The organism is Burkholderia sp. MSMB1072, from assembly GCF_001524725.1.
GTDB lineage: Bacteria > Pseudomonadota > Gammaproteobacteria > Burkholderiales > Burkholderiaceae > Burkholderia.
The window spans coordinates 281,220-292,355 of sequence record NZ_LOYC01000010.1 but is presented as its reverse complement, the minus strand read 5'-3'; the positions used below and the strand labels follow the sequence as shown (position 1 = coordinate 292,355).

Below are 11,136 nucleotides of genomic sequence, written 5' to 3'. Positions count from 1 at the left end.
GTTGTTTAGACAAAAAATAATGAATTCCGGCCATGCCCATCCGAGACGCTTCTCCCGCCCGCGCAGTGCAGCGCGCCAACGCCGATCCGAGCGAACGCGCGGACGGCCCGTCACTGATCGCCGTCTGGGGCGAGGACGACGGCAGCAACGCCTACCAGCTCGGCACGCGAGAGGTCGACTGGCACAGCCATCTGCGCGGCCAGGTGTTCTGCGTCGAAAGCGGATTCGCGCACGTGCGCACGCCGCACGGTTCGTGGCTGCTGCCGCCGCATCGCGCGGGCTGGATTCCGCCGGGAGAGCAGCACAAGGTCAGCATCAGCGGTGCGTTGAGCGGCTGGAGCGTCGTGATCGCACCGGCCGCGAGCCGCCGGATGCCCGATCAGCCGTGCGTGATCGCGATCACCGAACTGATGCGCGCACTCGTGCGGCGCGCGGTGTCGTGGGCCGGTCAGGATCGGCTCGACATCGAGCAGGCGCGCATGAGCGTCGTGCTGCTCGACGAGATGCGCCGCGCGCCGCACGAACCGCTGCACTTGCCGATGCCGCACGACCGGCGGTTGCTGCGGATCGCCAACGCGATCCTCGGGCAGCCGCACGATGGCCGCACGCTCGACGCATGGGCCGAATGGGCCGGACTGTCCGCCCGCACGCTGAGCCGGCTGTTCGTCGCGGAAACCGGCACGAGCTTCGCGCAGTGGCGGCAACAGGCGCGGCTCACGCATGCGCTCGAACGTCTGGCGAACGGCGACAGCGTCGCCAACATCGCGGACGCGCTCGGCTATGCGACGCCGAGCAATTTCATCGCGATGTTCCGTCGCGCGTTCGGCGATTCGCCTGCCCATTACTTCGCGAAGCGCAAGCAGCCGTAATGCCGCACGGCATCGCACGGCCCCTATCACCCCTGCCAGTACTGCGCGCGCATCGACGTCGCTATAGTCGCCGTGCGACCGGCCGGTCGGTCGCTCAATGTGACCTGTGGAGGATGTCGATGTCGAATGCCGTCGGATCGGACAACACGCCGATCGTCTCCGAGCAGCAGCTCGCCGATCATCTGGCCGCCGGCTGCAAGCCGGCCGCGCAGTTCCGGATCGGTACCGAGCACGAGAAGTTCGTCGTATCCCGCGCGACGCACGCGGCTGCGCGCTATGAAGGGCCGTCCGGCATCGCCGCGGTGCTGGCGCGGCTGCGCGGCGACGGGACGCCGATCGTCGATGCCGGGCAGACCGTCGGCGTGATTCAGCGCGACGGCGCCGCGATCTCGCTCGAGCCGGCCGGCCAGCTCGAACTGTCGGGTGCGCCGCTCGATACGCTGCACGACACGCATGCCGAACTGCATGCGCACCTCGCCGCGGCCCGTGCGGCATGCGATCCGCTCGGCCTGCGCTGCGTGCCGCTCGGCTTTCACCCTCACCTGTCGCGCGACGCGCTGCCGTGGATGCCGAAGCAGCGCTACGCGATCATGCGGCGCTACATGCCGCGTGTCGGCACGCGCGGGCTCGACATGATGCAGCGCACCTGCACCGTGCAGGTCAACCTCGATTTCGCATCGGAAAGCGACATGGCGCGCAAGATGCGCGTCGCGCTCGCGTTGCAGCCGGTCGCGACCGCGCTGTTCGCGAATTCGCCGTTCCGCGACGGCTGCCCGTCGGGCCTGCTGTCGACGCGCGCACACACGTGGCTCGATACCGACGAGGATCGCTGCGGCGTGCCGGCGCTGTTCCTGTCGCGCAGCTTCGGCTTCGAGCGCTACGTGAGCTGGCTGCTCGACAACGTGCCGATGTATTTCGTGCGGCGCGGCGATCGTTATGCGGATGCGACCGGGCACACGTTCCGCGATTTCATGCGGCGGCGCATTCCGCATCTCGAAGGCGAGACGCCGACGCTGGGCGATTTCGCGGACCATCTGACGACGGTGTTCACCGAGGTACGGCTGAAGCGCTATCTCGAGATGCGCGGCGCCGATGCCGGCTCGCCCGACATGATGGTCGCGCTGTCCGCGTTCTGGACCGGCCTGCTGTACGATCCGACCGCGCTGTCGGACGCCGGGACGCTGGCTGCCGCGATCGACCGCGGCACGTTGCTCACGCTGCGTCGCGACGTGCCGCGTACCGGGCTCGATACGCCGGTCGACGGCCGGTCGTTGCGCGCGATCGCGGCCGATGCGCTCGCGATCGCGCAGCGCGGCCTGCGCGCGCGGGCGCGCATGGATGCGGCCGGCCGCGATGAATCGATGTATCTCGCGCCGCTCGACGAGATCGTCGCCGGCGCGCCGACCCAGGCCGAACACTGGCTGGCCCGCTATCGCGACGCGTGGGCCGGCGATGCGACGCGGATCCATGACGAAGCCGCCATCTGAGCACGTCGCGCCGGGCCGCTCACGCGCAGCAGGCGAGCAGCGGCTCGTGAGCGAACTCGACGCCGATCGGCAGCGCGTGGCCGCGTCGCCGCGTACGGACGGCGTGCGCGAGCGTCTCGAACAGCCGAGCGGTATCGGCGAACGACAGGCACGCGTCCGTGATGCTCTGCCCATAGCGCAGCGGTACGCCGGGCACGACATCCTGGCGCCCTTCGATCAGGTTCGACTCGATCAGCACGCCGACGATGCGCGTATCGCCGGCCGCCACCTGCGCGGCAACTTCCGCGCCGACCGCGAGCTGATTCCGGTACTGGCGGCGGCTGTTGCCGTGACTGACGTCGATCATCACGCGCGGTGCGAAGTGCGCGGCCGTCATGCGCTCGCACGCGGCATTCACGGCGGCCGCGTCGAAATTCGGCTCGCGGCCGCCGCGCAGCACGACGTGCGTATGCGGATTGCCGGACGACGCGGCCGCGCATAGCCGGCCGCCCGCATCGATCGACAGGAAGCGGTGCGCGTGCGCCGCCGCGCGCATCGCATCGACGGCGATCTGGACATTGCCGTCGGTACCGTTCTTGAAGCCGATCGGGATCGGCAGCGACGACGCCAGCTCGCGATGCACCTGCGACTCCACGGTGCGCGCGCCGATCGCGCCCCACGCGACCAGATCGGCCAGGTAGCGCGGCGACAGCGGATCGAGCAACTCGGTCGCAGCCGGCATTTCCGTGCCGTTGATGTCGCACAGCAACGCACGGGCCGTGTGCAGTCCGACGTCGATCCGGTCGCTGCCGTCCAGCAGCGGATCGTTGATCAACCCCTTCCAACCGACCGTCGTGCGCGGTTTCTCGAAGTACACGCGCATCACGATTTCCAGTTCGTCCGCAAAGCGCGCGCGTTGCAGCGCGAGCCGCGCCGCGTAGTCGCGCGCGGCGTCGGGATCGTGTATCGAGCACGGGCCGGCGATCACCACGAGCCGGTCATCCGTGCCGTCGAGCACGTCGACGATCGCGCGGCGGGTCGTATGAACGGTGCGCGACGCGCGCCACGCCGGCGGCAGTGCGTCGGCCAGATCCGCAGGGGACGGCAAGCGCAGCACGGCGTCGCGGTTTGTCGTCCAGGCGTTTGCATCCATGGGGACTGCCCTCCTGTCGATAATTAACGAGACTTTTTACTACAGCGCGACTGTATTGAATGGTGCTTTCGACGCGCAACTAACATATTTATCAGTATCTAATTCATAACCTTATGAATGTGAAGAATAAGCGTCGGATTCGATAATTTGGGGTCCGGCAATTTGCTGTTAGCGGGGCGTGAAATGGAGCGTGCATTCGGTTTTCATTTGAAAACGCGGATGCGATTGTTGCTCGGCAATGCACGCACGGACGGCATTTTTACCAAGCTTCGCTATTCGTTCTGATAGTGGCGGCCCGATAGTCGTTCGATTAATTTTCGGATGCCCGACAGGCCATTCGGGCTCGAAAATATAAATCAACCCAGTCATTGCGGAGAGTCATCATGTCGAAGCGACATTACGAAACCCCCATTCACGTCAAGTATCGCGATACGGATTCGATGGGGCATGTGAGCAGTCCCGTCTATTACGACTATCTGCAGCATTCGTATCTCTGCTACATGTTCGACCTGCTCGGCCTGCCGCGCAGCGAGAAACTGCCGCACATCATGGTGAAGACACAGTGCGAATACCTCGCGCCGGCACAGTTCGGCGACAACCTGACCGTTCGCTCGAGCATCGTGCGCTTCGGCAGCAAGAGCTTCGATCTCGAACACCTGATGGAGCGCGACGACCAGACCATCGTCGCGCGCGGCGTGTCGACGCACGTGATGTTCGATTACGCGAACAACACGACGCTGGCCGTGCCCGACGAATTCAAGACGCGCGTGCTCGAATTCCAGGGGTCGCTGTAATGGGGGCGCGCCTGCTCGGGAGCGACACGTGAGCTGCGCGGTGGCGCGCGCCCGGCGCCGGATCGGCGCGATCGTCGAGCGGCGGGACGATCGCGCGATCGTGATCGTCCGGCATGCGGCGCAGGCATTGCTCGAGCCGGCGACGCTCGAGCGGCACCGCGCGCTCGCATGCCGCCATGAGGACGAGCTGGAGGTGCTGCTGCAGCCGTGCGGCGGTGTGCACGACGGCGTGCGGCCGCTGCTCGGCCGGCTGCGGGACGCCGGCGTGGCCGTGGCGCTCGACGCGGCGACGGTGGCCCACGACGCGTCGCTGCTCGAATTCGCGAGCTGGGTCACACGGTGTACGACGCCCGACGGTTCGGCGGCGGCCCCCGACGACACGGCCGTGCCCGGCGGTGCGCTGCTCTACGGGCTGGTCGTGCGGTGGCGCGATCTGCACGGCAGGTGGCGACGGCCGGGGCGCGACGCGGAGCCTGAACGCACGCCGCGGACCATCGCGGCGGACGCGGCCGAGCACCTCGTGGCCGGCGATCCCGACGCGCCGGTGCTCGGCGCGCTGCTCGACGCCGATGACGCGTCGACCGACGCGGCGCTCGACACGCTGTCGGATGCGGTGCGCGCGCGACGGATCTGTCTGGCGACGCGGGCGCGCTGGCCGCTCGCGCGACGGTTATGAGCGGCGTGGTCGCGCCGGCTGGCGGGCGCGCGTTCCTGGTCGGCATGATGGGTGCAGGCAAGTCGACGCTTGGCCGCGCGCTCGCGGCTTCGCTCGGCTGGGCGTTCGCCGACAGCGACGACGAGATCGAACGGCGCACGGGGCGCTCGGTCCCCGCGCTGTTCGATGTGGTCGGCGAAGGCGGCTTTCGGCTGCTCGAAACGCAGATCGTCGACGAGCTGACGCAACGCGCGAACGTGGTCGTCGCGACCGGCGGCGGCTCGGTCCTGAATCCGCGCACCCGCGCCCGCCTGAGCGAACGCGGCAGCGTGATCTATCTGCATGCGGATCCCGATGTGCTGTGGCGGCGGACACGCGACGACACGCGGCGGCGGCCGCTGCTGCAGTCGGGCGAGCCGCAGCAGACGCTCGCCGCGCTGTACCGGATGCGCGACCCGCTGTATCGCGAATGCGCGCATGCGCTGGTCGATACGGCCGCACATGATGTCGCGCGCGCGACGGCGGAAGTATTGACGTTGCTGTTTGCGCGGATGAAGGCGCCGGAGTGACGGCGCTTTCGCTTCCCTGCCCTTCGAATCGAGCGCGCGTTCGGTATCACGCGCGTTTTTGGAACGGCGAGTTCGGATTCTTTATCGTCCTATTGTGATAAGAAAAGTTATCCGGATGGTAGTGTTTTCGTGATCCAACTGCGTGTTCCGCGACAGAAGAATCGACGCGCCGCGCGCCGCAAATCCGTACTCGTCGAACCACCCGGCGCGGTGTCGTCGCGCGACACGTAACGTCTCCGTTTCGAATGCGCTCGTTGTCCGTGCAAGCGCAGGCCGTCGGCGGGTCGCTCGCGATCGGGGCCTGCAAAGCTGGGAGAGACGGTGCGCTGTATAAAGCGGAATAATGACGAGGCGCCTGTTCGCTTTAGGGAAACGTTGAGCAGACGACTGCTCCGCTTTCCCGCGGCCTTTCCGGAATCGTTCGCCGTTCGTCGATGTCCGGCCATCATCGCCGGACCGCCCGAAAGCCTTGTCCAGCAAGGCGCTACACGATCCAGATACATTGAAATACAAAATATCGTATGCGATTTAATCGAATGCGCTTGACGTGGCTGGCCGTCAGGCGGAAACTGCGTCGCATGCGATCGAATCGCATCTGAGACAAACCTACCGACGGAGCAAACGATGAGCAAGATCGACAAAGTGCTGTACACGGGCAAGACGCATACGACTTCCGGCGGCCGCGACGGCGCCGCGCGCAGTTCCGATGGCCGCCTCGACATTCAGTTGTCGTCGCCGGGCAGCGCCGGCACCGGCACCAACCCGGAGCAACTGTTCGCAGCCGGCTGGTCGGCCTGCTTCATCGGCGCGATGCAGCTTGCGGCGCGCGCCGCGAAGGTGACGCTGCCGGCCGATCTCGCGGTCGACGCCGAAGTGGATCTCGGCACGGCGGGCAACGCGTACTTCCTGCAGGCCCGGCTGAACGTGAGCGTGCCGGGGCTCGAGCGCGACGTCGCGCAACGCATCGTCGACGCCGCCCACCAGACCTGCCCGTATTCTAAAGCGACGCGCGGCAACATCGACGTCGACATCCGGATCGCCTGAACGTTGCATCGGGCGGCCGAGCGCCGCCCTCCCGAATTCCCGATTCCTTTTCCATCGAGGTGAAACATGAAAGTCCAACTGATCGCTGCCCTGTTCGTCGCTGTTTCGGCTGCCGTTGCCGCTCCGGCGTTTGCCAATGAAGCCACCGTGACGCGTGCGCAGGTGCGCGCCGAACTCGCGCAGCTTCAACGCGTCGGCTATCCGCTGAACCGCGCGACCGACGCCACCTACCCGAACGATCTGCAGGCCGCGCTGACGCAGATCCACGCCGACGATGCCGTCGCGGCCAACGCCGCAGCGTCCGGCTACGGCAGCGACGGCGACACCGCGACGCAATCCGGTCGCCGGCACGTCGCAAGCGTGGCCGAGCGCTCGGTGTACTTCGGTCACTGAACACACTCGCGGTACGTGAACCCTGATTCCCTTTATCCCTGATTCCATTTTGTTTTGTCGAGGTGAACGATGAAAACCCGATTGATCGCTGCCCTTCTCGTGGCTGTTTCCGCCTCTGCCGCCGCACCGGCGTTTGCCGACGAAGCCGTCGTGTCCCGCGCGCAAGTCCGCGCCGAACTCGTCCAACTGGCACAGGCCGGTTATCGGCCCGGCCGCGCGAACGATCCGCACTATCCGGACGACCTGCAGGCCGCGTTGACGCGCATTCATGCCAGCAACGCGGTGGCGGCCGATGCTGCGGCATCCGGTTACGGCAACGATGCCGCTGCCGCGACGCAGTCGGGTAGCCGGCCGGCGACGCGACTCGCCGAACGCTCGATCTACTTCGGTCATTGAACGAACGCGCGAACGGCGCCGATGGCCGGCGTGCGATGCGCAACCCCTGAATTCCTGAATCCCTGTCGAGGTGAATGATGAAGACCCAACTGATTGCCGCCCTTCTCGTTGCCGTGTCGGCTTCTGCCGCCGCACCGGTTTTTGCCGGCGAAAGCACTGTCACGCGTGCGCAGGTGCGTGCGGAACTGGCCGCGTTGCAGCAAGCCGGCTACCAGCCGAATCGCCCGAACGATCCGAACTACCCGGACAATATCCAGGCCGCGCTGAACCGGATTCGCGATGGCGGCGCCGTCGCGGCCGATACGCAGGCGGCCGGTTACGGCAGCGACGCCGGCGGCGCCACGCAGTCCGGCAGCCGAAACACGGTGCGTACAGCCGAGCGCTCGATCTATTTCGGCCATTGAGCGCGGTACGGCGAATTCGGCCGCCGAAGTCCACTATATAACGCGCATGCGATGTAATCGCATGCGCGTTATTATTTGCATCGTCCGGACTGCATCGTCAGCGCTACCTGTTCGCCTGATCCGGGATTATTCTGTGCGGCACCCCATCTTCCACCAAGGAGCCGCCGATGCCGGACGCCATGACCGGAAACGCGACAGGCGATGCGCACGTGCTCGACCGGGTCGTCTGGAATGCGCTCACGGGCAGGCAACGCCGTTTCGCGCTCGGCGAGGGTCGCGCACTGCGGTTCCCGGCGGCCATCGCGCCGTTTGTCGCGATCGACGACACGAGCCCGGCGTCGTTCGGCGCGCTGTGCGAACTGATCGCCGCACACGGACCGGCGGCGCTCGTCACGCCGGACGAGATCGAGTCGCCGGCAGGCTTGTCGGTGATCCGGCGCGCGACGTTGCTTCAAATGATCTGGCAACGGACGTTCGATCCGACGCACGACGCGGAATCTGTCCCGCTCGGCGAAGCCGACGTGCCGGACATGCTCGCGCTGACCGCCGCCGCGCAGCCGGGCCCATTCGGTCCGCGCACGTTCGAACTGGGCCACTACGTCGGCGTGCGCCGTGAAGGCCGGCTGGCCGCGATGGCGGGCCAGCGAATGCAGGTCGACGGATATACCGAGATCAGCGCCGTCTGCGTGGATGCCGCGTTTCGGCGGCAAGGGCTGGCGACGCGGCTGATCCGGTCGTTGATCGCGACGATCGGTGCGCGTGCGGAAACGCCTTTCCTGCACGTCCTCACGACGAATCAGGTGGCGATCGCGCGCTATCTCGCACTCGGTTTCGTCGTCCGTCGCGAGATGCACCTGCTGGTGGTGGGCGACGCGCGCACGTGACAACGCGGCCGGCGCGATTCCCGCGTCGGCCGCTTGCCGTATCCGGATGTTTTTATGCTTCGGTCGATCGGATCAGGTTGCCGCGCAGCGTGACGATCGCCTTCTGCACCTTGGCGAACTCGTCCGGCTTCAGCCCGGTAGCTTCGACTAGGTTCATGTCGAGCCCCTTCTCGCGCACGCGGCGACCGCTTTTGGTCAGGCTGACGAGCACCTGGCGCTCATCGGACGGATCGCGATGCCGCTCCAGATAGCCCATCGCCTCGAGCTTCTTCAGGATCGGCGTCAGCGTGTTGGATTCGAGGAACAGCTTCTCGCCGAGCTGGCCGACGGTCTGGTTGTCCTGCTCCCACAGCGCAATGATCGTGATGTACTGCGTATACGTGAGGCCGAGCTCGTCGAGAATCGGCTTGTATGCCTTGCCGAACGCGAGGTTCGCCGAGTAGATCGCAAAGCACAGGAACTCGGACAGCTTCGGCGCGGCGGGCGACGGGGTTTCGGTCGGTTTCATGGACTTCCTCCAGCGACGCGAACGGTCGCAGACGATCACATTATATATCGCATGCGATCTTATCGGAAGCATGATAATCGGTGTCGATAGGCCGACGCCCGCCGCGTTCGCTCAGCCCGGCTTGCGGCGCTTGCCGGTTCGCTGACGGCTGACCGACAGCAACGTGCACTGCACCGGATACGCGATTTCGGTCGCGAGCCCGCCCGCGGCAAACAGCAGGATCATCAGCCAGCGTTTCATGCGTCCTCCACGACCGAAAGGCTCGCGCCGTCGGCGACCGTCGCGTCGAGCGTAGTCGGATCGACGCCGTCGAGGCAGCCGAGATTGACGCGCCAGCATGCCGGGTCCTTGCGGGTCTGGTGGAACGGATAGACGCCGCACCGGCTGCAGAAATAGTGGCGCGCGGTGTGCGTGTTGAAGCGATAGCACGTCAGCACGCCCTCGCCTTCGACGATCGTCAGGTTGGCGGCGGCGAACATCGGGCTCATCAGCGCGCCGCGCCGGCGGCACAGGCTGCAGTTGCAGCGGACGGCCGGCGTGATGGCCGCGCTGAATTCGAATCTGACGGCCCCGCAATGGCAGGACCCTTTGAACCAGGTGGCAGACATGATGGGCTCCGAAACGGTCATGCCTGCTTTATAGCGAACCCGCGCGCGGGCGTTGTATCGCACTGTATCGACGGTCGGCGCAGATACAGGACATTGCAAATCCGCGGCTTACGCGCTCGGTCCAGCACGTGCTGCATCCGCGCGATTGCCGCGCGCGTTTCGCGTTCGAGCGCCGCGAACGGCTCGGCTGCCGGCAGCGCGCGAGCCAGCAGCGCTGCCGGTCTCGCCCATTCGTGGACGACCCACGTTGCGCGACGCGCAACGTCGCCGCTTTCGTTGGCGGCGGGCTGCGGCATGTCGCGTGACATGCACAAACAGAACGGCCCCGCTCGATTGCTCGAAGCGGGGCCGACCGGATGTGGGGCTGCTTACGCCAGCGACTCGGCACGTAACAGATTCGTGCATGCTCCCTGTCTTGCGGCCGGTTTCCGAATGCCGGATGGCCGCTGCTTCAACGCATTCGGATCGGCGGTGATGCGGGCAAGCCCGGCAAGCGGAAAAGCTGCTCAGGCTCAGTAAGCGGACATCTCGACGCAGGGATCGACCTTGGACGGCGAGCAGATGACCGAGTACTTGGCGCTTTCGCGCATCAGCGCTTCGCCTTCGTGCAGCGCGATCTTGATCTCGGGATGACGCTCGTACGCGAGGAAGGCCGAGCACACGACGGCGGACATCACGACGATGGAAAACACAAATTTTTCAAGGGTTTGGAAGCGTTCAGGCATGGTATGACCTTTCTCTCATGGCCGAAATTATACCTTGAGATAAGGGTTTTCCCTATAACCCTTTCTGCATACCGAGGATGCGTTCGAACGAGATGGGCACGACACTCGCGCCCTTTTACCGGGGCAAGCGCGGCGCTACGGCCGGCAAGGCCCGCGCCGCCTATCCGGGGAAGAGAACGAAGGCTTGCCGCCCGCGCATCACTGCGGCGCCGACGCGCCGCTCGCCGCATTGCCCGGCCACGCCTTGCCGATATGGTCGATCAGCGACTTCGCGGTGCCCGTCACGATCGCCGCGTCGACACCCGACGTCTGCCACGAGCCGTCTGCTGCCTTCACGAAGGTCAGGTTCGCGCGCGACGGCGAGTAATCGGCGTTGCGCCACGTGACCACGACGTCGCACGAATACGTGCGATCGCCGAGCTTCTTGCAGTCGCCGTCGGGTTTCGCCGACACGACGTCGGCCGATACGGGCAGCGGCTGACCGAACAGCGCGTTCAGGCCGCCGTGGTTTTCCGCTTCGAGCGCGCGGCGCACGGCGGCGTCGACGTCGCTCGATCCGGGACCGTCGTGAAGCAGGTTGCAGGCGGCCAGCAGCGTCGAGGCGCCGGCGAGTGTCAGCAGCGTTTGAACCTTCATGGATATCCGTCGATCGGGGGAACGCCGCGTAG

General features: G+C 66.3%; 16 protein-coding genes and 1 pseudogene. 10 read left to right on the top strand and 7 right to left on the bottom strand.

From position 1 onward, the window contains the following. The first annotated feature begins 32 nt into the window (after positions 1-32). Both WS89_RS06390 and WS89_RS06385 read left to right on the top strand, forming a co-directional pair. The gene (locus WS89_RS06390; RefSeq protein WP_059789933.1) at positions 33-869 is read left to right on the top strand and encodes an AraC family transcriptional regulator; all 837 of its coding nucleotides are present in this window, start codon (positions 33-35) and stop codon (positions 867-869) included. Positions 870-988: 119 nt separating this feature from the next. Beyond that, positions 989-2,356 (top strand): glutamate--cysteine ligase, encoded by a 1,368-nt coding sequence (locus tag WS89_RS06385; RefSeq protein ID WP_059789971.1) that lies wholly within the window; start codon positions 989-991, stop codon positions 2,354-2,356. Positions 2,357-2,375: 19 nt separating this feature from the next. Here the strand turns inward: WS89_RS06385 and WS89_RS06380 are convergent, their stop codons facing one another. Further along, positions 2,376-3,488 carry a 3-deoxy-7-phosphoheptulonate synthase gene (locus tag WS89_RS06380; RefSeq protein ID WP_082741807.1) on the bottom strand — a complete coding sequence of 371 codons (1,113 nt, stop codon included), beginning with the start codon at positions 3,486-3,488 and terminating at the stop codon, positions 2,376-2,378. Between the two features lie 383 nt (positions 3,489-3,871). On the opposite strand from WS89_RS06380, the gene WS89_RS06375 reads away from it, so the two are divergent. From WS89_RS06375 to WS89_RS06340, 8 genes are all read left to right on the top strand, one after another. Next, positions 3,872-4,282 carry an acyl-CoA thioesterase gene (locus tag WS89_RS06375; RefSeq protein WP_034207340.1) on the top strand — a complete coding sequence of 137 codons (411 nt, stop codon included), beginning with the start codon at positions 3,872-3,874 and terminating at the stop codon, positions 4,280-4,282. A gap of 28 nt (positions 4,283-4,310) precedes the next feature. Then, on the top strand, positions 4,311-4,958 hold the full coding sequence (locus WS89_RS06370; RefSeq protein WP_060035469.1) for a hypothetical protein: 648 nt from the start codon (positions 4,311-4,313) through the stop codon (positions 4,956-4,958). Beyond that, positions 4,955-5,506: a shikimate kinase gene (locus WS89_RS06365; RefSeq protein WP_156440185.1), complete on the top strand. Its 552-nt coding sequence runs from the start codon at positions 4,955-4,957 to the stop codon at positions 5,504-5,506. The genes WS89_RS06370 and WS89_RS06365 overlap by 4 nt, the downstream gene beginning before the upstream one ends. Positions 5,507-6,130: 624 nt before the next feature. After that, the gene (locus WS89_RS06360; protein ID WP_034201940.1) at positions 6,131-6,550 is read left to right on the top strand and encodes an organic hydroperoxide resistance protein; all 420 of its coding nucleotides are present in this window, start codon (positions 6,131-6,133) and stop codon (positions 6,548-6,550) included. A gap of 66 nt (positions 6,551-6,616) precedes the next feature. Then, complete coding sequence (locus tag WS89_RS06355) at positions 6,617-6,943, top strand: DUF4148 domain-containing protein (protein ID WP_034207338.1); 327 nt, start codon at positions 6,617-6,619, stop codon at positions 6,941-6,943. A gap of 69 nt (positions 6,944-7,012) precedes the next feature. Then, entirely contained in the window at positions 7,013-7,339 is a 327-nt protein-coding gene (locus WS89_RS06350; RefSeq protein WP_059789929.1) for a DUF4148 domain-containing protein, read from the top strand. A 74-nt stretch (positions 7,340-7,413) separates the two neighbouring features. Next, on the top strand, positions 7,414-7,743 hold the full coding sequence (locus WS89_RS06345) for a DUF4148 domain-containing protein (protein ID WP_059789927.1): 330 nt from the start codon (positions 7,414-7,416) through the stop codon (positions 7,741-7,743). A gap of 167 nt (positions 7,744-7,910) precedes the next feature. After that, positions 7,911-8,627 (top strand): GNAT family N-acetyltransferase, encoded by a 717-nt coding sequence (locus WS89_RS06340; RefSeq protein ID WP_059789925.1) that lies wholly within the window; start codon positions 7,911-7,913, stop codon positions 8,625-8,627. A gap of 52 nt (positions 8,628-8,679) precedes the next feature. Here the strand turns inward: WS89_RS06340 and WS89_RS06335 are convergent, their stop codons facing one another. From WS89_RS06335 to WS89_RS06320, 6 genes and pseudogenes are all read right to left on the bottom strand, one after another. Then, a complete protein-coding gene (locus WS89_RS06335) occupies positions 8,680-9,135 on the bottom strand; it encodes a MarR family winged helix-turn-helix transcriptional regulator (protein WP_006482257.1) in 456 nt (151 codons plus the stop codon). Between the two features lie 111 nt (positions 9,136-9,246). Next, positions 9,247-9,375 (bottom strand): hypothetical protein, encoded by a 129-nt coding sequence (locus tag WS89_RS34555; RefSeq protein ID WP_257128139.1) that lies wholly within the window; start codon positions 9,373-9,375, stop codon positions 9,247-9,249. After that, entirely contained in the window at positions 9,372-9,743 is a 372-nt protein-coding gene (locus tag WS89_RS06330; protein WP_059789969.1) for a GFA family protein, read from the bottom strand. Before WS89_RS06330 ends, WS89_RS34555 begins: the two co-directional genes overlap by 4 nt. Positions 9,744-9,862: 119 nt before the next feature. After that, positions 9,863-9,976, bottom strand: a pseudogene (locus tag WS89_RS33625) (nitronate monooxygenase); the annotation flags it as partial. Positions 9,977-10,255: 279 nt separating this feature from the next. Beyond that, positions 10,256-10,468 (bottom strand): hypothetical protein, encoded by a 213-nt coding sequence (locus tag WS89_RS06325; RefSeq protein WP_059789922.1) that lies wholly within the window; start codon positions 10,466-10,468, stop codon positions 10,256-10,258. A 198-nt stretch (positions 10,469-10,666) separates the two neighbouring features. Next, complete coding sequence (locus tag WS89_RS06320; RefSeq protein ID WP_059498907.1) at positions 10,667-11,104, bottom strand: hypothetical protein; 438 nt, start codon at positions 11,102-11,104, stop codon at positions 10,667-10,669. Positions 11,105-11,136: the final 32 nt, after the last annotated feature.

What these genes read in the sequence shown, in the direction of transcription:
- WS89_RS06390 (WP_059789933.1), top strand. Translation starts at nt 33, where the DNA reads ATGCCCATCCGAGACGCTTCTCCCGCCCGCGCAGTGCAGCGCGCCAAC.
- WS89_RS06385 (WP_059789971.1), top strand. Translation starts at nt 989, where the DNA reads ATGTCGAATGCCGTCGGATCGGACAACACGCCGATCGTCTCCGAGCAG.
- WS89_RS06380 (WP_082741807.1), bottom strand. Translation starts at nt 3,488, where the DNA reads ATGGATGCAAACGCCTGGACGACAAACCGCGACGCCGTGCTGCGCTTG.
- WS89_RS06375 (WP_034207340.1), top strand. Translation starts at nt 3,872, where the DNA reads ATGTCGAAGCGACATTACGAAACCCCCATTCACGTCAAGTATCGCGAT.
- WS89_RS06365 (WP_156440185.1), top strand. Translation starts at nt 4,955, where the DNA reads ATGAGCGGCGTGGTCGCGCCGGCTGGCGGGCGCGCGTTCCTGGTCGGC.
- WS89_RS06360 (WP_034201940.1), top strand. Translation starts at nt 6,131, where the DNA reads ATGAGCAAGATCGACAAAGTGCTGTACACGGGCAAGACGCATACGACT.
- WS89_RS06355 (WP_034207338.1), top strand. Translation starts at nt 6,617, where the DNA reads ATGAAAGTCCAACTGATCGCTGCCCTGTTCGTCGCTGTTTCGGCTGCC.
- WS89_RS06350 (WP_059789929.1), top strand. Translation starts at nt 7,013, where the DNA reads ATGAAAACCCGATTGATCGCTGCCCTTCTCGTGGCTGTTTCCGCCTCT.
- WS89_RS06345 (WP_059789927.1), top strand. Translation starts at nt 7,414, where the DNA reads ATGATGAAGACCCAACTGATTGCCGCCCTTCTCGTTGCCGTGTCGGCT.
- WS89_RS06340 (WP_059789925.1), top strand. Translation starts at nt 7,911, where the DNA reads ATGCCGGACGCCATGACCGGAAACGCGACAGGCGATGCGCACGTGCTC.
- WS89_RS06335 (WP_006482257.1), bottom strand. Translation starts at nt 9,135, where the DNA reads ATGAAACCGACCGAAACCCCGTCGCCCGCCGCGCCGAAGCTGTCCGAG.
- WS89_RS34555 (WP_257128139.1), bottom strand. Translation starts at nt 9,375, where the DNA reads ATGAAACGCTGGCTGATGATCCTGCTGTTTGCCGCGGGCGGGCTCGCG.
- WS89_RS06330 (WP_059789969.1), bottom strand. Translation starts at nt 9,743, where the DNA reads ATGTCTGCCACCTGGTTCAAAGGGTCCTGCCATTGCGGGGCCGTCAGA.
- WS89_RS06325 (WP_059789922.1), bottom strand. Translation starts at nt 10,468, where the DNA reads ATGCCTGAACGCTTCCAAACCCTTGAAAAATTTGTGTTTTCCATCGTC.
- WS89_RS06320 (WP_059498907.1), bottom strand. Translation starts at nt 11,104, where the DNA reads ATGAAGGTTCAAACGCTGCTGACACTCGCCGGCGCCTCGACGCTGCTG.